Here is a 24,512-nt window from a genome sequence, read left to right as displayed (position 1 = left end):
CTTTTTACAGGGCCACCAGAAATTTTTCTGCCCCGAAGCCCCTTCGTGATCGGGCTTTGCGGCGGAGCCGAAATTGAGAAAGCATCCTATGACCCAGGGTATCAAGAGCGGCATGCGTCGAATGATCATCGACAAAATGCTCGTTGAAAAAGGTGCCGTTTCGTTCGAGGAGCTCGTTGCCGTACTGAAAGTGAGCGCTCCCACCGTGAAGCGCGATTTGCGTTACATGCGCGAAATGCTCAACGCGCCGATTCGCTTTTCGAGCACGCGCGGCGGCTACTTCTACGACGACGAGTCGAAGCCCGAAGCCGCCGGTGCGAAGACGAAGGGCAAGCGCGACGACGCAGCCGAGGGCGCCCGCCGCCCGAAGCCCAAGCTTTGGTACACGTCCGAAGAGCTCCTCGCTCTGGCGAACATGATCGAGTTGCTCGGTCGCTTGGGCGAAGACCCCGAGTCGATGCTCGCAAAGGACCTCGCGCCTTTGCGCGCCCGCGCGCTCAATCTTTTCACGCTCGGCGGCATGGAGCCTTCGGAGCTCGCTCGGCGCGTACGCGTGGTGAGCCGCGAGAAGGCGTTTCGAGAACCCGATACGTTCGAGACGATCGGCGTGGCGCTCTGTGCGCGCCGCCGCCTGGAGATGCACTACTACAACCCGAAGCGCGACGACACGACCGTGCGCGTCATCTCGCCCATGCGCCTCGTGCACGCGAACAACCGCTGGTACGTCGACGCCTTCGACCATACGACCGACAAACTCAAAACGTTCCTCATCGAGAACGTGCGCCGCGCCGAAATTCTTGAGAAGAGCGTGCGCCGCATGACGCTCAAAGCCGTCGCGAAAGAGCTCGACGGCGGCTACGGCATGTTCCGAAGCCGCAACATCGAAACCGCGGTGATCCGCTTCGACAAGTCGATCGCTTCCTATATCCTTCGCGAGATCTGGCACGAAAAGCAGGAAGTGGTGCCCGAGGAGGACGGATCGATCCTTCTCAAGGTGCCGTACGCTTCCGGCACGGAACTTGTCGGGGACGTCCTCCGATGGGGTGACAAAGCCGAGATTCTCGAACCTCCCAAACTTCGCAACGAAATGATCGACGCCGCGCGCCGACTGTGTGCCCGCTACGACCGAAAGGCCCATTGAGGCGGACCATGACGCAAAACAACGAGAAAACGAACGACGCTCCGACGAAGCGCCGCCGCAATCGTCGACCCCGGCACTCGAACCGTCCGAAAGAGCTCCCGGAAATCTTCTTCTGCGGGGATCCGCACGGGGAGTTCGAGCAGATCAACGAAGCCGTGCGGCTCCACAAGCCCGCGGCCGTGGTGATTCTCGGCGACCTGCAGCCGCCCGCTCCCGTGGAAGAGCTCCTTGAGGAGGCGCTCGCGCTGACGGACGTCTGGTGGATCCCAGGGAACCACGACACCGACACGGACGAGTTTTACGACCGTCTGTGGCGCGGGCCGCTGGCCTCACACAACCTCCACGGGCGCATTGCCAACATCGCGGGTCTTCGGATCGGCGGTTTGGGCGGCGTCTTCCGCGGTCAGGTGTGGATGCCGGACGGTACGCCCAACTACTTCTGCCCGGCCACCTTCATTCGACGGGTCGGCACGGGGAACGTGTGGCGCGGCGGCCTCCCGCGACGCCATCGCTCGACCATTTTCCCGTCGGTCTACCAGAACCTCATGCGCCAGCGCGCCGACGTCCTCGTCACGCACGAGGCTGCGGGCTGTCACCGCAAAGGGTTCGTTGCCATCGACCGACTTGCGAAAGCGCTCAACGTGAAGTGGCACTTTCACGGTCACCAGCACGAGGATCGCGTCTACGGTCAGCACCAAAACGTGACCGTTCGCGCGGTCGGCTACCGCGGGGTGGTGAACCTCAAGGGCGAGGTGGTGATCCCCGCTCAGATGGATCCGCGCGAAGCGGCGGCCCTTCAGACGGCGATCGACTGGGCGAACCGTACCGCGGAAACGGCGCTTATCGAAGTGCGGGACCCGAAAACGGGTGCGATGTGCGTGCTTCCTCCGTCGGAAGCAACGACGCCGAGCATGTTGGCGGCCGCGGCAGCGGCTTCCGCGAAGTTGCTCGCGTATCCGTCGGGCGACGTCACGCCCCGCGAGCGCGAAGAAGCGCTCGGTCGCGAGGTGGCGAAACAAGCCCCCGGCGGACGCTTCAAGCCCTGGACGAGTCCGAAGCCGAAGTCGGAGGGGAAGGCCGCGCCGAAGGACGAAGGCGCCAAAGAACCGTGCGCCTCCCGCGGACGACGCGAGAGCGCCCGCTCGAAGGCGAAGGCGCGCAGAGCGGAAGCCGGAAACGCCGTGAAAAACGACGCGAAGCGCAACGTCCGAGAGGAGGCGAAACGCGATGCGAAGTGCGCGCGCTCCGCGAATGCGGGCAATGCTCCCGCGACCCCGACGGCTGCTCCCGCCGAAGGTGCCGTGAAGCCCGCACCCTCGCGCAACGCGCCGGGTGGAAAGACCCGCCGACCGCGTCGCCGCAAGGGTCGCGGCAAGCCGAAGGAGTGAGTTCCTCTCAAAAAACGAAAAGCCCTCGTCGGGAACGACGAGGGCTTTCTTCCAAAGAGTCCGAAGCGTTCGCCGTAGCGGCGCGAAAGCGACTCAGCGGCGCACCAACTTCACGCGGACCGTTTCACCCGGCTGAAGCTCGGCGCAGTCTTCGGGCAAAAGGGCAAGAGCGTCGGCGTCGTTCAAGCCGGCGAGCGTACTCGAAGACGAGCGGGGCGAAGCGACAAAGCCCTTTTCGTCGATGCGACCGCGGATGCAGTCGGTGCGACTGAGCCGGCCCTTGAGTTTCGTCGTGGTCGTAACCGCGGCGTCGACCAAGGGCGAAGGCGTCGCGCCGCAAAGGCGTTCGACCGCACGGCGAACGTAGAGGCGCGCGGAAACGGCACAGGCGGCGGGGTTCCCGGGGAGCGCCATGAAGTAGGCCTCGCCGATGCGCCCGTAGGAAAGGGGTTTGCCCGGGCGCTGCTTCACGTGAACGTGATGCAGTTCGCCTGCTTCGCCGACAACGCGTCCCACGAGATCCTTGTCGCCTTCGCCGACCCCGCCCGAGGTAAGGAGAAGGTCGCACCGAAGGGCCGCCTCTTCGAGGCGGGCAAGCATCGTTTCGTAGTCGTCGGGAAGAATGCCGAGGTATTCGACGTCGGCACCCCAGGAGCGAAGGAGTGCCGTGAGGAGGTAGGCGTTCGCGTTGTAGATCTTCCCGGCGCCGAGTTCCTTCCCGGGTTCGCGCAGTTCGTCGCCCGAGGCAAAGACGACGACGCGAAGGCGTCGGCAGCGGAGTTCGGCGTAGCCCGCGGAAGCGGCAAGGCCGACGGCCTCGGGCGTCAAAAAGGCGCCCGCGGGAATGAGTTCGTCGCCCGCGCGGAATTCTTCGCCCTGAAGGCGAACGTTCGCGGCGGGTCGAATGGCGGACGCCTCGAATTCGATGCAACCTTCGGATTCAAGGACGTGTTCGAACGGAATCACGGTGTCGAACGCATCGGGGACGGGCGCACCCGTCATGATGCGAAGCGCTCCTTCGGGGTCGGGTTCGCCCTCGAAGGGGTGACCTGCGAAGGCCGCACCCGTGACGGGAAGACGCAGACGGCCGCCTGCCTTCAGGAGTTCGCTTCGGAACGCGAACCCGTCCATGGCGGAATTCGAAAAGAGGGGCACGTCGACGGGGCTGCGAACGGGTTCGGCGAGGCACCGGCCGAGCGCCGCTTCGAGCGGAACGGTTTCGCTCGGAAGCTCCGCGCGGATAAACCGATCGAGGGCGAGCAGGACGTCGTCGCAGGAAAGAAAGGGGGTGGTCATGACGGGCTCCAAGAGCTAAGTACGGTTGGATGTCCCATAGAATAGCCAAAGCCCCGCTTCGCGGGCATTCTCCTTTCGGCGAACTTTATGGGTACTTCCGTGAACCTTCCGCACACTTCGTTCTCATCAAGCACGTTTCCCGGCAACACGACCGCTCTCGTTTATGCGGGCGGACTCGCGAGCCGCATGGGGGGCGTCAACAAGGCGTTCGTTCCCGTTTTCGGAAAGCCCATGATCGAGCACGTCGTCGAGCGACTGCGTTCGATCGGGGTGGCCCGCATCGTTGTTTCCGCGAACCGCGACGCGGAACGCTTCGAGGCGCTCGGCGTCACGGTGCTTCCCGACCTCCGAAAGGACTTCCCCGGAGCGCTCGCCGCTCTGGAGGCGTTGGCCCACTCCGAACTCACGCCGACCGAACGGGTCTTCACGTGTCCGTGCGACGCGCCCTTTTTTCCGGAGACGCTTCCGTTCGAATTGGATGAGGCGGCACGGCGTGCGGGAGCAAGCGGCGCTTTCCCGCGGGACGCGCAAGGTCGACCGCAGAGCGCCTTCGCGCTTTTTTCCTGGACCGTGCTCTCGGACGCCGGAGCGTTCCTCGACGAGGGCGGACATCGGCTCGGGGAGTTTTTGCGTCGCTCCGGCCTCACCGTGCTTCCCTATGAAGGGGACGAGCGCCGGCTTGCCAACCTCAACAGCCGCGAAGACGTTCGTGCGGCCGAAGCGGACCCCGCGTTCGAACTTTGGACGAGGCCTTGACAAATTTCTGAAAAGGTCTATAATGCAACCTTCATTCGAGAGGCGGTCATCCGATCCCGATCGAATGAGAGCAAAAAAGCTCTTGACAAATCGAAATCAACGCTGTATGATTTCAATCCTGCGCTTCACGAAGCGCAGTGCTCTTTAAAAATCAGATTCAACGAACCGATAAGTGTGAACATCGGAAAGCGAGAGGTCGTTCAAACGACAACGTGTCCTCACGGGCACGGCTCAAAAATTTTACGAAGTTCGCACTTGTCTGATAGAAAGACGAAGGTTAATTCCTTCCTCTTTCAATTCCGGCGAGAGAGCGAAAAACAGAGATTGAACTGAAGAGTTTGATCCTGGCTCAGATTGAACGCTGGCGGCATGCTTTACACATGCAAGTCGAACGGCAGCACGGGGAGCTTGCTCCCGGGTGGCGAGTGGCGCACGGGTGAGTAATACATCGGAACGTGTCCTCTTGTGGGGGATAACAACCCGAAAGGGTTGCTAATACCGCATGAGACCTGAGGGTGAAAGCGGGGGATCGCAAGACCTCGCGCAAGGGGAGCGGCCGATGCCCGATTAGCTAGTTGGTGAGGTAAAGGCTCACCAAGGCGACGATCGGTAGCTGGTCTGAGAGGACGACCAGCCACACTGGGACTGAGACACGGCCCAGACTCCTACGGGAGGCAGCAGTGGGGAATTTTGGACAATGGGGGAAACCCTGATCCAGCCATGCCGCGTGCAGGATGAAGGTCTTCGGATTGTAAACTGCTTTTGTCAGGGACGAAAAGGTTTCGGTTAATACCCGGAACTGCTGACGGTACCTGAAGAATAAGCACCGGCTAACTACGTGCCAGCAGCCGCGGTAATACGTAGGGTGCAAGCGTTAATCGGAATTACTGGGCGTAAAGCGTGCGCAGGCGGTTCCGTAAGATAGATGTGAAATCCCCGGGCTTAACCTGGGAATTGCATTTATGACTGCGGGACTGGAGTTTATCAGAGGGGGGTGGAATTCCAAGTGTAGCAGTGAAATGCGTAGATATTTGGAAGAACACCAATGGCGAAGGCAGCCCCCTGGGATACGACTGACGCTCATGCACGAAAGCGTGGGGAGCAAACAGGATTAGATACCCTGGTAGTCCACGCCCTAAACGATGTCTACTGGTTGTTGGGGATTCATTTCCTTGGTAACGAAGCTAACGCGTGAAGTAGACCGCCTGGGGAGTACGGTCGCAAGATTAAAACTCAAAGGAATTGACGGGGACCCGCACAAGCGGTGGATGATGTGGATTAATTCGATGCAACGCGAAAAACCTTACCTAGCCTTGACATGCCAGGAATCCCGAAGAGATTTGGGAGTGCCCGCAAGGGAATCTGGACACAGGTGCTGCATGGCTGTCGTCAGCTCGTGTCGTGAGATGTTGGGTTAAGTCCCGCAACGAGCGCAACCCTTGTCACTAGTTGCTACGAAAGGGCACTCTAGTGAGACTGCCGGTGACAAACCGGAGGAAGGTGGGGATGACGTCAAGTCCTCATGGCCCTTATGGCTAGGGCCTCACACGTCATACAATGGTCGGAACAGAGGGCAGCGAAGCCGCGAGGCGGAGCAAATCCCAGAAAACCGATCGTAGTCCGGATTGCAGTCTGCAACTCGACTGCATGAAGTCGGAATCGCTAGTAATCGCGGATCAGCATGCCGCGGTGAATACGTTCCCGGGTCTTGTACACACCGCCCGTCACACCATGGGAGTGGGGTTCACCAGAAGACGTTTGTTTAACCGCAAGGAGGACGGCGTCCACGGTGGGCTTCATGACTGGGGTGAAGTCGTAACAAGGTAGCCGTACCGGAAGGTGCGGCTGGATCACCTCCTTTAAAGAGAGCAAGTCCGAACGGCCTGCCGCTCTTCACGGTGTTCACACTTATCGTTTCGTTGAACGATTTGCGCAAGCAAGGAATGGGTCTGTAGCTCAGTTGGTTAGAGCACCGTCTTGATAAGGCGGGGGTCGATGGTTCGAGACCATCCAGACCCACCATTCAAAGACGCCGTACGAAAGATGTTGAAATCGACTTCTTTCGTACGGCGCCTCTCTCCGAGAAGCGCATGCTCTTTAAAAATTTGGAAAAGAAATGAAGCGTTCAACTGAATGCGCCGGCTCTTGATGAGAGGGTCGGAGATGCAGCAGTTGAGGGTTGTGATTGCATTCATTTGATTTCATGAAGTTCTCAAGAACCGACATAAATCAGAGAAACAGCGAAACACGTTACAGGTTGCTTGTAGCTTTGAAGGCAAAAGGCTTCAGAGTTATAGGATCAAGTGACTAAGTGTATGTGGTGGATGCCTTGGCGATCACAGGCGATGAAGGACGTGACAGCCTGCGAAAAGCTGTGGGGAGCTGGCAAATAAGCTTTGATCCACAGGTCTCCGAATGAGGAAACTCACCTGTTTTACAGGTATTCATAACTGAATACATAGGTTATGAAGGCGAACGCGGTGAACTGAAACATCTAAGTAACCGCAGGAAAAGAAATCAACCGAGATTCCGAAAGTAGCGGCGAGCGAAATCGGAGAAGCCCTGTGTTTGATAATGACTTCGATACCGGAACGATCTGGAAAGTTCGGCTATAGAGGGTGACAGCCCCGTACGGGAAATCGCAGTCATGGTACTAAGAACACGACAAGTAAGGCGGGACACGTGACATCCTGTCTGAAGACGGGGGGACCATCCTCCAAGGCTAAATACTCGTGATCGACCGATAGTGAACCAGTACTGTGAAGGAAAGGTAAAAAGAACCCCGGGAGGGGAGTGAAATAGATCCTGAAACCGCATACATACAAACAGTAGGAGCCTCGTAAGGGGTGACTGCGTACCTTTTGCATAATGGGTCAGCGACTTACGTTCAATGGCAAGCTTAACCGTATAGGGGAGGCGCAGCGAAAGCGAGTTCGAACAGAGCGATTCAGTCGTTGGGCGTAGACCCGAAACCAGATGATCTATCCATGGCCAGGTTGAAGGTGTGGTAACACACACTGGAGGACCGAACCGACTAGTGTTGCAAAATTAGCGGATGAGCTGTGGATAGGGGTGAAAGGCTAAACAAATCTGGAGATAGCTGGTTCTCCCCGAAAACTATTGAGGTAGTGCCTCGTGTATGACTCCAGGGGGTAGAGCACTGTTATGGCTAGGGGGACATGGCGTCTTACCAAACCATGGCAAACTCCGAATACTTGGAAGTTTGAGCACGGGAGACAGAGCACCGGGTGCTAACGTCCGGACTCAAAAGGGAAACAACCCAGACCGCCGGCTAAGGTCCCTAATATTGACTAAGTGGAAAACGAAGTGGGAAGGCTAAGACAGTCAGGAAGTTGGCTTAGAAGCAGCCATCCTTCAAAGAAAGCGTAATAGCTCACTGATCGAGTCTTCCTGCGCGGAAGATGTAACGGGGCTAAGTCAATAACCGAAGCCGCGGATGCACAGCAATGTGCGTGGTAGGGGAGCGTTCCGTAAGCCTGCGAAGGTGACTTGCAAAGGTTGCTGGAGGTATCGGAAGTGCGAATGCTGACATGAGTAACGTTAAAGCGGGTGAAAAGCCCGCTCGCCGTAAGCCCAAGGTTTCCTGCTCTACGTTCATCGGAGCAGGGTGAGTCGGCCCCTAAGGCGAGGCTGAGAAGCGTAGCTGATGGGAACAAGGTTAATATTCCTTGACCGCCGCCAAGTGCGAAGGGGGGACGGAGTATTGAAGATCATCCGGGTGTTGGAAGTCCCGGTTTCCGAGCGTAGGAAGTCGACAGGCAAATCCGTCGACGAATTTCCGAGGCGAAGGATCGAGGTTCTACGGAACCGAAGTGATTGGATGTGCTTCCAGGAAAAGCCTCTAAGCTCCAGCTTGGCGGGACCGTACCGCAAACCGACACTGGTGGGCGAGCTGAATATGCTCAGGCGCTTGAGAGAACTCAGGAGAAGGAACTCGGCAAATTGACACCGTAACTTCGGGATAAGGTGTGCCTTGGTAGCGTGAAGGGAGAAACACCCGGAGCGTGAAGAGGTCTCAGAGAATCGGTGGCTGCGACTGTTTACTAAAAACACAGCACTCTGCAAAGACGAAAGTCGACGTATAGGGTGTGATGCCTGCCCGGTGCTGGAAGATTAATTGATGGGGTGCAAGCTCCTGATCGAAGTCCCAGTAAACGGCGGCCGTAACTATAACGGTCCTAAGGTAGCGAAATTCCTTGTCGGGCAAGTTCCGACCTGCACGAATGGCATAACGATGGCCACACTGTCTCCTCCTGAGACTCAGTGAAGTTGAAGTGTTTGTGATGATGCAATCTCCCCGCGGCTAGACGGAAAGACCCCATGAACCTTTACTGTAGCTTTGCATTGGACTTTGAACCGATCTGTGTAGGATAGGCGGGAGACTGTGAAGCGAGGACGCCAGTTCTCGCGGAGTCGTCCTTGAAATACCGCCCTGATTTGTTTGAGGTTCTAACCTAGGTCAGTCATCCTGATCGGGGACCGTGCATGGTAGGCAGTTTGACTGGGGCGGTCTCCTCCTAAAGGGTAACGGAGGAGTGCGAAGGTACGCTAGGTACGGTCGGAAATCGTGCTGATAGTGCAATGGCAAAAGCGTGCTTGACTGCGAGACCGACAAGTCGAGCAGATACGAAAGTAGGTCATAGTGATCCGGTGGCTCTGTATGGAAGGGCCATCGCTCAACGGATAAAAGGTACTCTGGGGATAACAGGCTGATACCGCCCAAGAGTTCATATCGACGGCGGTGTTTGGCACCTCGATGTCGGCTCATCTCATCCTGGGGCTGTAGCCGGTCCCAAGGGTATGGCTGTTCGCCATTTAAAGAGGTACGTGAGCTGGGTTTAAAACGTCGTGAGACAGTTTTGTCCCTATCTGCCGTGGGCGTTGGAAGATTGACGGGGGCTGCTCCTAGTACGAGAGGACCGGAGTGGACTGACCTCTGGTGTACCGGTTGTCACGCCAGTGGCATCGCCGGGTAGCTATGTCGGGAAGAGATAACCGCTGAAAGCATCTAAGCGGGAAACTTGCCTGAAGATAAGTCTTCCTGGAGGCTTGACCTCCCTAAAGAGTCGTTCGAGACCAGGACGTTGATAGGTTGGGTGTGTAAGCGCTGTGAGGCGTTGAGCTAACCAATACTAATTGCTCGTGCAGCTTGATCCTATAACCGTGAAGCTTTTCTCCTGTCGGAGAGAACTTCAGAAATCGATGGGCAACACAGCCCGCTTCATTTCGATTCCGTACAAAATTCAAAGTTTTGTCTGGCGACCATAGCAAGGTGGCCCCACTCCTTCCCATTCCGAACAGGACAGTGAAACGCCTTAGCGTCGATGATAGTCGGTTGTATTTCCGGTGAAAGTAGAACATCGCCAGACTCCCCATTCAAGAACCCCCGGTGCTTCGGTGCCGGGGGTTTTTGTTTTTCCGGCTCCGGAGTTTCTTCTCCGCCCGACCCATGCGCGATGGGAGGGGCTCTCGCAACGCCGACGGCTTGCGACTCGGTGTTGTGTCCCTGAGGCGCCACAGCGTTCCGTGGAAGCTTGTCGTGAGCGTGGTGCGCGTGGTGAGCCCGCTGCCGCCCGCGGTAGACGCTCTTGAGGCCGTAGAGCCGCCGGTGCACGTTCTCGGTGCGTTCCGGGTGGTGCCTTTTCTCGCTTCGTCCGAGAGGCACGCTCTTCAAGGCGGTACCGTGGCGGGTTTTTGATGTCGCTTGAGGAGGCTGGGGAGGGCGGCCTCAACTCCGTTGTGAGAGAGAGGTCGAGGAGAGGGCTTGACGAGGGTTTGATGTGGGCTTGGAAGGCCCTGAGGGCTCCCGGAAGGGGAGAGCGCCTCGGAGGGCCTCGGAGGACCTTGGAGGGCCTAGGATGGAGCGGAAGGCGTCCCTGGGGTCGTAGGGCGGCCGGAGACGCCTTCGGGGTTGGGATCAGGGTTCGAGCTCGCTCGCGGGGATGCCCGCATCGAGGCAGACGCGACGAACGGCCGCCATTTCGCCGTCGGAGATTTCAACGCCGTGGGCGGAGCGGTCGGCGGTGCGAAGGCGCTCGATTTCGCCCGGCATCAGGACCGGATGGTTTTCCGGATCGGGTGCGGGGCTGCTCTTCACGTAGTCGTTGAGGGCGGCGATTTCGTGCGCCATCCATTCGGGGTTGCAAAGCGCCTTGGGGTCGATCACGAAGGCCGTCATGTTGTTGACGATCGAGCCGTCGCGTTCGTGTTCGGGCTGAATCGTGCCCCCGCCCGAAAGGATGCCCGCCATGAGTTCGCAGGCCCAGCAAAGGCCCGATCCCTTGTGCTTCGCAAAGGCCATGAGGGCGCCCGTGGGTTCCTGCCACATGTAGCGGGGATCCGCGGTCGGCTGTCCCTCAGGCGTGAGGATGACGGGTTCGTCGAAGGTTTTCCCGGCGAGCATCGCGACACGCGTCTTCCCCATGGCGACGATCGACGTGGCGAAGTCGAGCACGAAGGGGCCGCGTCCGTCGACGTCGGGAAGCGCGCAGCAGAAGGGGTTCGTGCCGAAGCGGGCTTCGGAGCCGCAATAGGGCGCAACGAGCGGACGGAACTGATTGACGTTCACAAAGTGAACCGACACCATGCCCGCGGCGGCCGCCTGTTCGCCGTACGTGCCGATGCGACCGAGGTGGCAGCAGTTGGCGATCGTGTACATGCAGAGACCGTGCTTGCGGGCGCGCTCGATTGCCATTTCGGTCGCTTCGTAGCCCGCACGCTGACCGTAGCCGAGGTTGCCTTGGAGCTGCAGAAGGGCTCCCGTGTCTTTGAGGACGGTGGGCGGCGTATTGGGGCGCAGACGCCCCGTCTTCAAGTAGTCGGCGTACATGGCGATCATGCCGATGCCGTGACTGTCGTGACCGCGCAGGTTCGCGAGTACCATATGGTCGGCGACGATCCGGGCTTCGGCTTCGTCGCTTCCCGTGGCGGTGAGGAAGCGTTGCGCGACGGCACGCAGGAATTCTTTCGAGTAGCGCATGGGGGCTCCTTGGTGAGAGGGATACCCGATCCATGCTACGAGCACGCGCGGCGCGTGCCGCCCTCCGAATGCCTTAGGCGGCCGTGAGCCCGAACAAAGAATCGCGCCTTCGGGTGCGGGAGAGGGCGTTCGGGCGAAAAGCGATACGCCCGGACGAAAAAAAACGAGGACGATTTGCATCGTCCTCGTTTTCGAATCTTTGGCTCCCCGAGCTGGGCTCGAACCAGCGACCTGCGGATTAACAGTCCGTCGCTCTACCGACTGAGCTATCGGGGAGTACTTTCGAAGATGTCGGTCATCTTCGATCGGTAATCTTGGCTCCCCGAGCTGGGCTCGAACCAGCGACCTGCGGATTAACAGTCCGTCGCTCTACCGACTGAGCTATCGGGGAATCAAGGATTTAAAGTATATAGCCTCCTTCTCGATTTTGGCAAGTCCCTCGAAGTAACAAAATGTAACCGCGCACGAAGGGGCGTCCTTCGATGCGGTGGAGGGCGGCGGCGCGCCCTAGAATAGCCCCACGTTTTCCAATGCTTCGAGGGTCCGCTTCGTGAAGAAAGTCACCTATCCCGGTTCTCCGTTCGTGCTCTATCAACCTTTCGAGCCTGCGGGCGACCAGCCGCAGGCGATCGATCGTCTTTGCGAAGGGCTCGAGTCGGGCGTCATGTTTCAGACGCTCCTCGGGGTGACGGGGTCTGGGAAGACCTACACGATGGCGAACGTGATCGCGCGCGAGGGCGTGCCCGCAATCATCATGGCGCCCAACAAAACGCTCGCCGCGCAAACGTACTCGGAGATGCGGGAATTCTTCCCGGAGAACGCGGTCGAATACTTCGTCTCCTACTACGACTTTTATCAGCCCGAAGCCTACGTGCCCGCGCGGGACCTCTTCATCGAAAAGGACGCGGCCGTGAACGAGCACATCGAGCAGATGCGGCTCGCCGCAACGAAGTCGATTCTCGAGCGCCGCGACACGATCATCGTGGCGACCGTATCGTCGATCTACGGTATCGGCGCGCCCGAAAGCTACACCGAGATGCGCTGCATCCTGCGCCGCGGCGACAAGCGCACGCAGCGGCAGCTGATCGGGCAGCTCGTCAAGATGCAGTACCGCCGCAGCGACATGGAGTTCGTGCGCGGCACCTTCCGCGTGCGCGGCGACACGATCGACGTTTTTCCGGCGGAACACGCGGAGAGCGCCGTTCGGATCGAGCTCTTCGACGACGAGGTGGAGGCGGTGCTCCTTTTCGACCCCATTACGGGGAAGGTCGAGCAGAACGTGCCGCGCTTCGTCGTCTATCCGGCGAGCCACTACGTGACGCCGCGCGAAGAGGTCGTGCGCGCGATGACGTCGATCCGAAAGGAGTTGAAAGAACGCAAGGCGGAGCTACTTGCCGAGGGCCGTATCGTCGAAGCGCAGCGGCTGGAGCAACGAACGCTTTTCGATCTGGAGATGCTCGACCAGGTGGGCTTTTGCAAGGGGATCGAAAACTATTCGCGGCACTTGACGGGGCTCGCCCCGGGCGTGGCGCCGCCGTGCCTCATCGACTATCTCCCCCCGGACGCGATCATGTTCTTCGACGAAAGTCACGTGATGATGGGGCAGTTGGGCGGGATGTACCGCGGGGACCGCGCCCGCAAGGAAACGCTCGTCAATTACGGCTTCCGCCTTCCGTCGGCCTTGGATAACCGGCCGCTTCGCTTCGACGAGTTCGAACGCAAGATGCGCCGCTCGGTCTTCGTCTCGGCGACCCCCTCCGACTACGAACTCGATAAGAGCGACGGCGAAGTGGTCGAGCAGGTCGTGCGCCCGACCGGACTCGTCGACCCCGAGGTCGAGGTGCGCCCGGCCGTCACGCAGGTCGACGATCTCCTTTCCGAAATCCGAGATACGACGACGCGAGGCGAGCGCGTCCTTGTCACGACCCTTACGAAGCGCATGGCCGAAGACCTCACGGACTTTCTCTCCGAGCACGGCGTTCGGGTTCGGTACCTGCACTCCGACATCGACACGGTCGAGCGCGTGGAAATCATTCGCGACCTGCGTCAGGGGGTCTTCGACGTCTTGGTCGGCATCAACCTCCTGCGCGAAGGCCTCGACATTCCGGAAGTCTCTCTCGTTGCGATTCTCGACGCCGACAAGGAGGGGTTCCTGCGTAGCGAACGGTCGCTCATCCAGACGATCGGGCGTGCGGCGCGCAACTTGCACGGGCGCGCGATCCTTTACGCCGACCGCATGACCGACTCGATGGCACGCGCGCTCAAAGAAACGAACCGCCGCCGCGAAAAGCAAACGGCCTACAACGAGGCGCACGGGATCGTGCCGCGCGGCGTCAAAAAGGAAATCCGCGAGATCATCGACGGGGTCTACCGCGGGCCCGACGCGCCCGCGGCGGGTACGTCGACCGTTGCGGCCACGGACGAGGTGCTCGACGAAAAGACCGCGGCGGCACGCCTCAAGGAGCTCGAAGCGAAAATGGCCGAGCACGCGAAGAACCTCGACTTCGAAAAGGCCGCGCAGGTGCGCGAAGCCTGGAAGGCGCTGCGAGCGAAGGTCTTCGGGGCGTCGGTCGAGGCGTGAGGACGGACAAAAAACGGGGCCCGGGAAAAAGACTCTAGGAAATTCGCACCCTCTAGAGTAGGATAGTGAGGGGTCGGTGCGTCCGCCCTTTACCTTCCTTTGCCTGCGACAGGGTAAAATTTCTCTCTTTGCGAGCGGCCCGCCCGTTCCGTCGACGTGGAAATAAGAAAGTGATCAAAGTTTTGTTTGTCTGTACCGGAAACGTCTGCCGCAGCCCGACCGCGGAAGCGATCTTCCGCAAGAAGGTGCGCGAGGCGGGGCTCGACGACGTCATCGTGGCGGCGAGCGCCGGCACGAGCGACTACCACGTCGGGGAACCGATCGACATGCGCGCGCAGCTCGCGTGCCGCAAGCGCGGTCTCGACGTTCAGCAGCACCGCGCCAAGGTCATCACGCCCGAAGACTTCGTGACGGCGGATCTGATCCTCGTCATGGACTGGGAGAACCTTACGGAACTGCAGCACCGCTCGCCCCCGCAGTACCGCCACAAGATTCAGCTCCTCATGCGCTACGCGAACGACAACGATGCGGCGGTGGTGCCCGACCCGTACTACGGGTTGAACGAGGGGTTCAATCTCGTGCTCGAATACTGCAACGACGCGTGCGAGGGGCTCCTCGAAACACTCGAACGTCGCGCCCGCGCGATGCAAAAGGAGCAGCGCGCCCGCCAGGCCGCTCGCGCCGACGAGGCGACGACCGCCTGATCCGCGTCCGAACCCGTACCCTTTGAAGGGAGTCGCACCGAAACGGCTCCCTTTTTCCATCCCGCTTGAAGCACGGCCTCCTCACGTACTCCGTAAGGGTTAGATCCTCGGAAACGGTGGTACGCAACAAAGATGACTTGATTGGTCAGGTATTATCGAGTAACATTCGAGCTCGTAATAGCTGACTGAAAACCTCAAGAATAGGAGCGAAGCCGTGAAGCTCACCACGAAGGGCCGATTTGCCGTTACGGCGATGTTGGACATCGCCATGCACGCGGCCGAAGCCGGCCGACCGATCTCGATTGCTCAAGTGTCCGAGCGACAGCAGATTTCGCTTCCCTATCTCGAACAGATTTTTTGCCGGCTGCGTCGTGCGGGGCTCGTCGAGAGCGTTCGCGGTCCGGGGGGCGGCTACCGCCTCGCGGATCGCCCCGAAGCCATCACGATCGACCGCATCATCAAGGCGGTCGACGAGAACATGGACACGTCGCAGTGCGGCGGGGAAGGCACGTGCCTCGGCGGCGCGGCCTGCCTCACGCATCATCTCTGGCTCGACCTCAACGGTGTCATCGAACGGTTTTTGGCCGGCATTTCGCTCGCGTCCCTCGTCGATCAGCACGAAGCGCGTCACGGCCAGCAGACCGTCGCCGCCGTGATCGGCGTGAGCCGCACGAAAACTCAGTCGGACGCCTCGCCCGAGGCTCCAAGCGCCCGACGCGAACCCCAAGGCAATAAGGAACTCGAAAAATGAAGCTTCCGGTTTATCTCGACTACTCCGCCACCACGCCGTGCGATCCCCGCGTCGTCGACAAGATGGTTCCGTACCTGTACGAAAAGTTCGGCAATCCCGCTTCGCACAGCCACAGCTACGGCTGGGAAGCGGAGAAGGCCGTTGAAGAGGCGCGCGGCCACGTGGCGGCGCTGATCGGCGCGGATCCCCGGGAAATCGTTTGGACCTCGGGGGCGACCGAGAGCGACAACCTCGCGATCAAGGGGGCGGCTCACTTCTACAAGGAAAAGGGCCGTCACTTGATCACGGTGAAGACCGAACACAAGGCGGTGCTCGACTCGATGCGCCACCTGGAGAGCGAAGGCTACGAGGTGACGTACCTCGACGTGCTCGAAAACGGTCTCATCGACATGGAGGCGCTGCGCGCCGCCGTGCGTCCCGACACGATCCTCATTTCCGTGATGGCGATCAACAACGAAATCGGCGTCATTCAGGACCTCGAAGGGATCGGCACGCTCTGCCGCGAAAAGGGAATCCTCTTTCACTGCGATGCCACGCAGGCCGCGGGCAAGATGGACCTTGACGTCAACCGCCTGAAGGTGGACCTCATGTCCCTTTCGGGCCACAAGGTGTACGGCCCCAAGGGGATCGGCGCCCTCTACGTCCGTCGCAAGCCCCGCGTCCGCATCGAATGCCAGATTCACGGGGGCGGGCACGAGCGCGGCATGCGCTCGGGCACCCTCGCCTCGCACCAGATCGTCGGCATGGGCGAAGCCTATCGTCTCGCCAAGGAAGAAATGGCGACCGAAGTGCCGCGCCTGAAGGCCCTGCGCGACCGCCTCTGGGACGGCATCCGCAACAACATTCCCGAGGTCTATCTGAACGGCGACTGGGAACGTCGTTCGCCCCACAACTTGAACGTCAGCTTTGCCTTCATCGAAGGCGAAAGCCTCATGATGGCGATGAAGGACATCGCCGTCTCGTCGGGCTCGGCCTGCACCTCGGCGTCGCTCGAACCCTCGTACGTTCTGCGCGCGCTCGGTCGCGACGACGAACTCGCCCACAGCTCGATCCGCTTTACGATCGGGCGCTTCACGACGGAAGAAGAAATCGACTTCGTCGTGAAGACCCTCGTCGAAAAGGTGACGAAGCTGCGCGAAATGAGCCCCTTGTGGGAAATGCACCAGCAGGGGATCGACCTTTCGACGATCCAGTGGCAGAACCACTAACCCCGAATTTGTCCGCTTCGGAGGGAGCCCTCGGGTGTCCGACACGAGCCCGATCCCTCCGTGCAGAGGAGACCGAACATGGCCTACAGCGAAAAACTCATCGATCATTACGAACATCCCCGCAACGTCGGCACGCTTGACAAGGACGCTCAGGACGTCGGCACCGGCATGGTGGGCGCGCCCGCCTGCGGCGACGTCATGCGCCTGCAGATCCGCGTCAACGACGAAGGCGTCATCGAAGACGCCAAGTTCAAGACCTACGGGTGCGGCTCCGCCATCGCTTCGTCCTCGCTCGTGACCGAGTGGGTGAAGGGGAAGACCCTCGACGAAGCGGGCGCGCTCACGAACGCGCAGATCGCCGAAGAACTCGCCCTTCCGCCCGTCAAGATCCACTGCTCGATTCTCGCCGAAGACGCCATCAAGGCCGCCATCGACGACTACCGCGCCAAGCAGAAGAAGGAGTAAGGATCATGGCCGTTACGCTTACGGAAGCCGCCGCCCGCCACGTGCAGAAGTACATCGACCGCCGCGGCAAGGGGATCGGTCTTCGTCTCGGCGTGAAGACGTCGGGCTGCTCCGGGATGGCCTACAAGCTCGAATTCGCCGATGCGGTGAACGAGGACGATCAGGTCTACGAGAGCTTCGGCGTGAAGGTGATCGTCGACGAAAAGAGCCTTCCCTACATCGACGGGACCGAACTCGACTACACGCGCGAAGGTCTCCAGGAAGGGTTCAAGTTCCACAACCCCAACGAAACGAGTCGTTGCGGTTGCGGCGAATCGTTCCACGTCTGAGGTCGTTCGCCCTTACCCCGTCCGAGGCGCGGGAGCCCCCCGGCTCGTCCGCGCCTTCCTTTCTTTTCACGCTCCGGTCTTTCATGGGCCGGAGCCGCATTTCCAACAAATGGTGTGACATGGCTCAGGAACTGACGCCCTTTGCGATTTTCGGCGCTCAGCCTCGCTTCCGCATCAACGGCGAGAAGCTTGAGGCCGCCTACCGACAGGCGATCATGAAAGTGCATCCGGATCGCTTCGCCGACCGGCCGGCCGCCGAACGGCGCGTGGCCGAACAGTGGACGAGCCGCATCAACGAAGCGTTCGAAACGCTCGGGTCCCCCTCGAAGCGCGCCGCCTGGCTCTGCGCCGCGGCGGGTCACCCGATCGAAGCCGAAACCAACACCTCGATGCCCGCGGACTTCCTGATGGAGCAAATCGAGTGGCGCGAAGCGCTCGAAGCAGGGCGCGGTGCGCAAGCGCGCGAGCGCGCCGAAGGCACCCGTACGGAGCTCCTGGAGGGGCTCGGCCGCGCGATCGACGACGAAGCGAATTGGGCGCGCGCCGTGGATCTCACGCGCCGGCTCCTTTTCGTCGAGCGCTTTCTCACGGAAGCCGACGCGGCCCGCAAGGCCGAGCGTCTCGCCGATTGAGTCCTTCGTAAGTTGTCACGCCGGCGTCGTCAGACGCGAGGAACGTTCACATGGCCCTTTTTCAGATTGCGGAACCCGGCCTTTCGGCCGCGCCCCACGAACATCGTCTTGCGGTCGGGATCGACCTCGGGACCACCAATTCGCTCGTCGCCGCGGTGGTGAGCGGCTCGCCCGAGGTGATCGTCGATCACGACGGACGGGCGCTTTTGCCCTCGGTCGTGCGCTACATGCCCGACGGCACGGTCGAAGTGGGCCGCGCCGCGCTGGAGTCGGCCCGTTTCGACTCGAAAAACACGATCGCGAGCGCCAAGCGCCTGATCGGTCGCAAGAAGGCCGATTTGACGGATGCGGCCAATCTCCCCTACGACCTCGTCGACGAGCGCTCGATGGTGATGATCCGCACCGTTCAGGGGCTCAAAAGCCCCGTCGAAGTGAGCGCCGAGATTCTGAAGACGCTCGTCGCGCGCGCCGAAGAGCGCCTCGGGGGCGAACTCGTCGGGGCGGTCGTGACCGTGCCCGCGTACTTCGATGACGCGCAGCGTCAGGCGACGAAGGACGCGGCGCGCCTTGCCAACCTCAACGTCCTGCGCCTGCTCAACGAACCGACGGCGGCGGCCCTGGCCTACGGGCTCGACAACGGGGCGGAAGGTGTCTACATGGTCTACGACCTCGGGGGCGGCACGTTCGACGTTTCGCTTCTGAAGCTCACGAAGGGCGTCTTCGAAGTGCTCGCCACGGGCGGCAACGCCGCCCTCGGCGGGGACGACTTCGACCACCGACTCTTCTGCCACGTTCTGGAGCAGCATCACGAGCTTGGGATTCTCGAGGCCGACGACAAGCGTCACCTCCTCGACGCCGCACGCCGCGCGAAGGAAGCGCTCACCGACGCGGACGAAACCCGAATCGAACTCACGCTCTCGACGGGCGCGAAGATCGACGAGGTCGTGACGCGCGAAACCTTCGACCGACTCACCGCACACCTCGTTCGCAAGACGCTCTGCGCGGTCGAGCGGGTGCTCGCCGACGCGAAGGTCGAAAAGGACGACGTGCGCGGCATCGTGTTGGTCGGCGGCTCGACCCGCATGCCCGCCGTGCGTGCGGCCGTGCGCGAACGCTTCGGGCGCGAACCGCTCGCCGACATCGATCCCGATCGCGTCGTTGCGGTGGGTGCCGCCATGCAGGCGAACAAGCTCGCGGGCAACACCTCGGCCGAGGACGATTGGCTCCTCCTCGACGTGACGCCCCTTTCGCTCGGTCTTGAAACGATGGGCGGACTCGTCGAAAAGGTGATTCCGCGCAACAGCTCGATTCCCGTCGCGATGGCGCAGGACTTCACGACCTTTAAGGACGGTCAGACCGCCATGGCGATTCACGTCGTGCAGGGCGAACGCGAAGTGGTCGACGCGTGTCGGTCGCTCGCGCGCTTCGAGTTGCGCGGCATCCCCCCGATGGCGGCGGGTGCGGCCCGCATTCGCGTCACCTTCCAGATCGATGCCGACGGGTTGCTCTCCGTTTCCGCCCGCGAAACGAAGACGGGCGTCGAAGCGAGCATCACGGTGAAGCCCTCCTACGGCCTCACGGACGAAGAAATCGTCCGGATGTTGAAGGACGGGAACGTCCAGGCAGCGGACGACATGCGCGCGCGCGAATTGCGCGAGCAGCAGGTCGAGGCGCGCCGCCTGCTCGAATCGACCGCGAGCGCTCTCGCCTCGGACGGCGACCTTCTGAACGAAACGGAGCGCGCCGAAATCGATCGCCTTGCCTCCGAACTCGGCGCGACGCTCACGGGCACCGACGTCGAACGCGTGAAGGCGGCCCTGGCCGCGCTCACGAAGGGGACCGAACTCTTTGCGGAACGCCGCATGGACCGTTCGATCCGCTCGGCCTTGGCCGGGAAGTCCGTCGACGACGTCATTTTCTCTTCGGGCGACGACGATCCGCTTGCCTGAACGAACCGTATATCCATTGAGGAGCACACCATGCCCACCATTACCGTTCTGCCCCACGAAACGCTCTGCCCCGAAGGTCTCAGCTTCCAGGCCGCGCCCGGCGAAAACCTCGCCCGCACGCTGCTCGCGCACGGCGTCAAGATCGAACACGCTTGCGAATTCTCCTGTGCCTGCGCCACCTGCCACGTGATCGTGCGCGAAGGTCTGGATAGCCTCAACGAACCGTCCGACAACGAGCTCGACCATCTCGATACGGCCTGGGGCGCCGGGATGTACTCGCGTCTTTCCTGCCAGACGACGGTCGGCTCCGAAGACCTGACGATCGAAATCCCGAAGTACTCGCGCAACCACGCGAAAGAGGAGGACTGATCATGGGTCTCAAGTGGACGGACAGTCGCGCGATCGCCGAAGCGCTCTACGATGCCGATCCGGAACTCGATCCGCTCACGATCGGGTTCGTGCAACTGCACGCGATGATCTGCGCGCTCGAAGATTTCGACGACGATCCCGAAGCTTCGAACGAACGCATCCTCGAAGCCGTGCTTTCGGCCTGGCTTGACGAGCGAGACTGAGCGGGACCGAGCCCGCCGACGCCTGGGGGACCTCCCCGGAGGCAAACGAAAAAGGGACGCTTCCTTGACGGAATGCGTCCCTTTTGATTTTTCGAGTTGCTTTCAGCGCCTTCAGCGCGTCCCGTCGAGCGAACCGAGCACGCCGAGCGCAAGGAGAATGCCCGTGCCCGCTTCCCACATGAGGCGCCCTTCGGTAAGAGCCGCGAGCGTCTCCTCGGGCGAAAAGCACCGGAAGTCGTCCGCTTCGCCGTCGAGATTTCGAAAGACCGTTCCTTCGGGAAGCCGCACGTCGAAGTAGAAGTTCACTTCGTCCATCCAGCCCGTTTCCACGCGACGCACGGCCCGACCGACACCGAGCGGCCGAAGGCTTTCGGGGTTGAGCCTCAGCCCCGCCTCTTCGTGGGCTTCGCGCAGCATCGCGGCAAGCGGGGTTTCCCCCGCCGCCACCATCCCCGCGGAAAGCGTATCCCAGAGCCCCGGGCCCACCGCCTTTGTCAAAGAGCGCTTGGAGAGCAAAAAGCCCTCGCCCTCGACGGGGCGGGCGATGAGGTGCACGGCCGCCGTTCGCATGCCGAGAAGCCGAAAGAGCGCCCGCTCGCAGCGCCCGAGCGAGGGGCCTTCGCGACGGTCGGACGCGAAATCGAGGTCTTTGACGTCGAGGAGTTCGTTGCGCCAGGCAAGAGGCGGAATGAGGCCCGATTCGCGCCGCAGGTCGCGCGCAAGCGCCGCCCAGCGCGCGTCGCGCGCCTCGTCGCTCCCGGGGTCTTCGAGAACGATCCGCTCGCCCCGGGTGCTCGCGTCGGGCTCCTTGAGAAGTCGCTCGGCAACTTCGGGCGGAACCGCTCCGACGGGGTGGTCTCCCAAAAAGAACGCCCCGTACTCGGCGGGGCGTTCTTCTCGGGCGGGAAGGGCCGCTAAGGCCCTTCGCATCGCCGCATCAAGCATCTCAGTTTTCGGGACGCATGTGCGGGAAGAGGAGCACGTCGCGGATCGTGGGCGCGTCCGTGAGGAGCATCACGAAGCGGTCGATCCCGATGCCGCAGCCCGCGGTGGGCGGGAGGCCGTATTCGAGCGCGCGGATGTAGTCGGCGTCGAAGTACATGGCTTCGTCGTCGCCGTGGCTCTTCTTTTCGACCTGAGCGCGGAAGCGCGCGGCCTGATCGTCGGGGTCGTTGAGTTCCGAGAAGCCGTTGCAGGTTTCGCGACCGGCGATGTAGAGCTCGAAACGTTCCGTGATCTCGGGGTTTTCATCCGAGGCACGCGCGAGCGGCGAGATTTCCGTCGGGTGGTTGATGATGAAGGTGGGCTCGATCAGCTTCGACTCGGCCGTTTCTTCAAAGAGGGCGATCTGCAGCGCGCCGAGACCGGCGTCGACGGGGATCTCCGCCTTGAGGCGTTCGAGTTCGGCGCGGAGGAACTCGGGATTTTCGAGGTCTTCGGCCTTGTAGTGCGGGCAGTACTTCTTCACCGCTTCAATGGGCGTCAGGCGCGCGAAGGGCTTCGAGAGGTCGATTTCCTGGCCCTGGTAGTGGAGCACCGCGGTGCCGGTCGCTTCGAGGGCGACTTCGCGCAGGAGCCCTTCGGTGAAGTCCATCTGATCACGATACGTCCAGTAGGTCGCGTAGAACTCCATCATCGTGAATTCGGGATTGTGACGGACCGAGACGCCTTCGTTGCGGAAGTTGCGGTTGATTTCGAAGACGCGCTCGAAGCCGCCCACAACGAGGCGCTTGAGATAGAGCTCGGGCGCGATGCGCAGGTACATGTCCATGTCGAGCGCGTTGTGGTGCGTCACGAAGGGCTTGGCGTTGGCGCCGCCCGGAATCGGGTGGAGCATCGGCGTTTCGACTTCGAGGAAGCGGTTCTTGAGCATGTAGGCGCGAATGGCCGCAATCGCCTTGGAGCGCACGAGGAAGCGGTTGCGCGACTCTTCGTTCATGATGAGGTCGACGTAGCGCTGGCGGTAGCAGAGCTCGGTGTCGACCAAGCCCTTGTGCTTGTCGGGCAGCGGGCGGATGTTCTTCGTCATGAGACGGATTTCGCGCGCGCGGATCGAGAGTTCGCCCGACTTCGTGCGGAAGAGCACGCCCTTCACGGCCACGATGTCGCCGAGGTCGAACGTCTTGAAGTCGGCGTAGGCTTCTTCGCCCACTTCGTTCTTCTGAACGAAGTACTGCATTTCGCCCGTGAAGTCGCGCACGGTGGCAAAGCTTGCCTTCCCCATGACGCGCTTGAGCATCATGCGGCCCGAGCAGGAGACTTCGGGAGCGAGCGCTTCGAGTTCTTCGGCGGTCTTGTCGCCGTAGGCGGCGCGCAGGTCGCCGAAGAGGTCCGTGCGAACGAAGTCGTTCGGATAGGCAACGCCCGATTCGCGCAGCTTCGCGAGCTTCGCGCGACGCTCGGCGATGATGTGGTTTTCTTCTTCCGCCGCTTCGCGGACGGCATTCTGAGAGTCAATGTCAGCCATGATCGTTGTTTCCCTGGGAGGGCGACGGTCGCTCGGGGGCAGCCGTCGCCTCGGTGGACGCGGTTCGATTAGTTCGCCTGGGCGGAGATGCCGAGCTTGAGCGAAGCCTCGATGAAGTCGTCGAGGTCGCCGTCGAGAACGGCGCCGGTGTTGCCGGTTTCGACGTTCGTGCGAAGGTCCTTCACGCGCGACTGGTCGAGCACGTAGCTGCGGATCTGATGACCCCAGCCGATGTCGGACTTCGATTCTTCGAGCTTCGTCTGCTCTTCCATGCGCTTGCGCATTTCGAGTTCGTAGAGCTTCGCCTTCAACTGCTGCATCGCCTTTTCGCGGTTGCGGTGCTGCGAGCGGTCGTCCTGACAGATCGTGATGATCCCGGTCGGAACGTGGTGGATTCGAACGGCCGATTCCGTCTTCTGAATGTGCTGGCCGCCCGCGCCCGAAGCGCGGAAGACGTCGATCTTGAGGTCGGCGGGATTGATCTCGATTTCGATCGAGTCGTCGACTTCCGGATAGACGTAGACGGACGTGAAGGACGTGTGACGACGGGCGTTCGAGTCGAAGGGGCTCTTGCGAACGAGACGGTGAATGCCCGTTTCGGTGCGCAGCGTCCCGTAGGCCCATTCGCCTTCGATGTAGAGCGTGGCGGACTTGATGCCCGCGACGTCGCCCGCGCTTTCTTCTTCCAGGGTGACCTTGAAGCCCTTGCGTTCGGCGTAGCGCATGTACATGCGTTCGAGCATGCTCGCCCAGTCCTGGGCTTCCGTGCCGCCCGCACCCGCCTGAATTTCGAGGTAGCAGTTGGCCGAGTCCATCGGCTGGTTGAACATGCGCTTGAATTCGAGCTGACCGACCTCACGGTCGATCGCATCGACGTCCTGACCCACGGCTTCGACCGTTTCCCAGTCCTCTTCGGCCATGGAAAGTTCGAAAAGCTCGGACGCATCGTTGACGCCCGCGGTCAGACGACGGAAGCTGCCGACGATGTCGTCGAGCATCTTCTTTTCCTTGCTGATTTCCTGGGCGTGTTTGGGGTCGTTCCAGAGGTCGGGATTTTCGACCTCGCGATTCACTTCTTCGAGTCGGCGCGCTTTGCGATCGACGTCAAAGATACCCCCGTAAGTCGATCAGACGACGCTCGAGGTCGCTGATGAGGTTCTGAATTTGGTTGATGCGTTCGACTTCCATTGTTCAAGCTCGCAAAATAAAGAATGAGCGCCCGTCCGGGGTGCCCCCTCGGGGCGCCTCGGGCAAAGCGTTCATTATACGGAAA

18 protein-coding genes, 3 tRNA genes and 3 rRNA genes are annotated in these 24,512 nt (G+C 61.2%); 17 read left to right on the top strand and 7 right to left on the bottom strand.

Annotation, left to right across the window (positions count from 1 at the left end; all coding sequences use genetic code 11):
• The first annotated feature begins 88 nt into the window (after positions 1–88).
• Together S6FBBBH3_RS10390 and S6FBBBH3_RS10385 are read left to right on the top strand one after the other, a co-directional pair.
• Positions 89–1,141, top strand: coding sequence for a helix-turn-helix transcriptional regulator (locus S6FBBBH3_RS10390; RefSeq protein ID WP_232008787.1), 1,053 nt, complete (start codon positions 89–91; stop codon positions 1,139–1,141).
• A gap of 8 nt (positions 1,142–1,149) precedes the next feature.
• Complete coding sequence (locus S6FBBBH3_RS10385; RefSeq protein ID WP_120177658.1) at positions 1,150–2,529, top strand: metallophosphoesterase family protein; 1,380 nt, start codon at positions 1,150–1,152, stop codon at positions 2,527–2,529.
• Between the two features lie 93 nt (positions 2,530–2,622).
• Here the strand turns inward: S6FBBBH3_RS10385 and S6FBBBH3_RS10380 are convergent, their stop codons facing one another.
• Positions 2,623–3,825, bottom strand: a complete 1,203-nt coding sequence (locus S6FBBBH3_RS10380; RefSeq protein WP_120177657.1) for a molybdopterin molybdotransferase MoeA — start codon at positions 3,823–3,825, stop codon at positions 2,623–2,625.
• An 87-nt stretch (positions 3,826–3,912) separates the two neighbouring features.
• Between S6FBBBH3_RS10380 and S6FBBBH3_RS10375 the strand changes: the two genes are divergently transcribed.
• The 5 genes from S6FBBBH3_RS10375 (at position 3,913) to rrf (ending at position 9,971) form a co-directional block, all read left to right on the top strand.
• Complete coding sequence (locus S6FBBBH3_RS10375; RefSeq protein ID WP_120177656.1) at positions 3,913–4,581, top strand: NTP transferase domain-containing protein; 669 nt, start codon at positions 3,913–3,915, stop codon at positions 4,579–4,581.
• Between the two features lie 326 nt (positions 4,582–4,907).
• Positions 4,908–6,442 (top strand): 16S ribosomal RNA (locus S6FBBBH3_RS10370).
• A gap of 84 nt (positions 6,443–6,526) precedes the next feature.
• Positions 6,527–6,603, top strand: a tRNA-Ile gene (locus tag S6FBBBH3_RS10365).
• 275 nt (positions 6,604–6,878) lie between these two features.
• A 23S ribosomal RNA gene (locus S6FBBBH3_RS10360) occupies positions 6,879–9,759 on the top strand.
• A 97-nt stretch (positions 9,760–9,856) separates the two neighbouring features.
• Positions 9,857–9,971 (top strand): 5S ribosomal RNA (rrf, locus tag S6FBBBH3_RS10355).
• The 16S, 23S and 5S rRNA genes sit together here with 1 tRNA gene alongside, the layout of an rRNA operon.
• A gap of 548 nt (positions 9,972–10,519) precedes the next feature.
• Here the strand turns inward: rrf and S6FBBBH3_RS10350 are convergent.
• The 3 genes from S6FBBBH3_RS10350 to S6FBBBH3_RS10340 form a co-directional block, all read right to left on the bottom strand.
• Positions 10,520–11,581, bottom strand: coding sequence for a malate/lactate/ureidoglycolate dehydrogenase (locus tag S6FBBBH3_RS10350; RefSeq protein WP_170143915.1), 1,062 nt, complete (start codon positions 11,579–11,581; stop codon positions 10,520–10,522).
• Positions 11,582–11,781: 200 nt separating this feature from the next.
• Positions 11,782–11,857, bottom strand: a tRNA-Asn gene (locus S6FBBBH3_RS10345).
• A gap of 39 nt (positions 11,858–11,896) precedes the next feature.
• Positions 11,897–11,972: transfer RNA gene (locus S6FBBBH3_RS10340), tRNA-Asn, on the bottom strand.
• 159 nt (positions 11,973–12,131) lie between these two features.
• Here S6FBBBH3_RS10340 and uvrB point away from each other — a divergent pair.
• The 10 genes from uvrB (at position 12,132) to iscX (ending at position 20,772) form a co-directional block, all read left to right on the top strand.
• A complete protein-coding gene (gene uvrB / locus S6FBBBH3_RS10335) occupies positions 12,132–14,162 on the top strand; it encodes an excinuclease ABC subunit UvrB (protein ID WP_120177654.1) in 2,031 nt (676 codons plus the stop codon).
• Between the two features lie 170 nt (positions 14,163–14,332).
• Positions 14,333–14,866 (top strand): low molecular weight protein-tyrosine-phosphatase, encoded by a 534-nt coding sequence (locus tag S6FBBBH3_RS10330; RefSeq protein WP_120177653.1) that lies wholly within the window; start codon positions 14,333–14,335, stop codon positions 14,864–14,866.
• 214 nt (positions 14,867–15,080) lie between these two features.
• The gene (locus S6FBBBH3_RS10325) at positions 15,081–15,617 is read left to right on the top strand and encodes an Rrf2 family transcriptional regulator (protein ID WP_120177652.1); all 537 of its coding nucleotides are present in this window, start codon (positions 15,081–15,083) and stop codon (positions 15,615–15,617) included.
• Positions 15,614–16,825: an IscS subfamily cysteine desulfurase gene (locus S6FBBBH3_RS10320; RefSeq protein ID WP_120177651.1), complete on the top strand. Its 1,212-nt coding sequence runs from the start codon at positions 15,614–15,616 to the stop codon at positions 16,823–16,825. The genes S6FBBBH3_RS10325 and S6FBBBH3_RS10320 overlap by 4 nt, the downstream gene beginning before the upstream one ends.
• A gap of 78 nt (positions 16,826–16,903) precedes the next feature.
• Complete coding sequence (iscU, locus tag S6FBBBH3_RS10315; RefSeq protein WP_120177650.1) at positions 16,904–17,290, top strand: Fe-S cluster assembly scaffold IscU; 387 nt, start codon at positions 16,904–16,906, stop codon at positions 17,288–17,290.
• Between the two features lie 5 nt (positions 17,291–17,295).
• Positions 17,296–17,619, top strand: coding sequence for an iron-sulfur cluster assembly protein IscA (gene iscA / locus S6FBBBH3_RS10310; protein ID WP_120177649.1), 324 nt, complete (start codon positions 17,296–17,298; stop codon positions 17,617–17,619).
• Positions 17,620–17,738: 119 nt separating this feature from the next.
• Positions 17,739–18,251 carry a Fe-S protein assembly co-chaperone HscB gene (gene hscB / locus S6FBBBH3_RS10305; RefSeq protein WP_120177648.1) on the top strand — a complete coding sequence of 171 codons (513 nt, stop codon included), beginning with the start codon at positions 17,739–17,741 and terminating at the stop codon, positions 18,249–18,251.
• 50 nt (positions 18,252–18,301) lie between these two features.
• Positions 18,302–20,200: a Fe-S protein assembly chaperone HscA gene (gene hscA / locus S6FBBBH3_RS10300; RefSeq protein WP_120177647.1), complete on the top strand. Its 1,899-nt coding sequence runs from the start codon at positions 18,302–18,304 to the stop codon at positions 20,198–20,200.
• A gap of 30 nt (positions 20,201–20,230) precedes the next feature.
• Complete coding sequence (gene fdx, locus S6FBBBH3_RS10295) at positions 20,231–20,569, top strand: ISC system 2Fe-2S type ferredoxin (protein ID WP_120177646.1); 339 nt, start codon at positions 20,231–20,233, stop codon at positions 20,567–20,569.
• A 2-nt stretch (positions 20,570–20,571) separates the two neighbouring features.
• The gene (gene iscX, locus S6FBBBH3_RS10290; RefSeq protein ID WP_120177645.1) at positions 20,572–20,772 is read left to right on the top strand and encodes a Fe-S cluster assembly protein IscX; all 201 of its coding nucleotides are present in this window, start codon (positions 20,572–20,574) and stop codon (positions 20,770–20,772) included.
• A gap of 111 nt (positions 20,773–20,883) precedes the next feature.
• Here iscX and S6FBBBH3_RS10285 read toward each other — a convergent pair whose 3' ends face one another.
• From S6FBBBH3_RS10285 to prfB, 3 genes are all read right to left on the bottom strand, one after another.
• Positions 20,884–21,702, bottom strand: a complete 819-nt coding sequence (locus tag S6FBBBH3_RS10285) for an NUDIX domain-containing protein (RefSeq protein WP_170143914.1) — start codon at positions 21,700–21,702, stop codon at positions 20,884–20,886.
• A gap of 16 nt (positions 21,703–21,718) precedes the next feature.
• On the bottom strand, positions 21,719–23,239 hold the full coding sequence (lysS, locus tag S6FBBBH3_RS10280) for a lysine--tRNA ligase (RefSeq protein WP_120177643.1): 1,521 nt from the start codon (positions 23,237–23,239) through the stop codon (positions 21,719–21,721).
• A gap of 68 nt (positions 23,240–23,307) precedes the next feature.
• Positions 23,308–24,427 (bottom strand): peptide chain release factor 2 gene (prfB, locus tag S6FBBBH3_RS10275; RefSeq protein ID WP_120177642.1). Its coding sequence is split into 2 segments (ribosomal slippage): positions 23,308–24,345 and positions 24,347–24,427, totalling 1,119 coding nucleotides; the frame shifts between segments, so codons are not numbered across the junction.
• Between the last annotated feature and the right edge of the window lie 85 nt (positions 24,428–24,512).

It is taken from the genome of Sutterella megalosphaeroides (assembly GCF_003609995.1).
Lineage (GTDB): Bacteria > Pseudomonadota > Gammaproteobacteria > Burkholderiales > Burkholderiaceae_F > Sutterella > Sutterella megalosphaeroides.
Note: the sequence above shows the minus strand (reverse complement) of the source record. Positions and strands in the feature narration are given on the sequence as shown.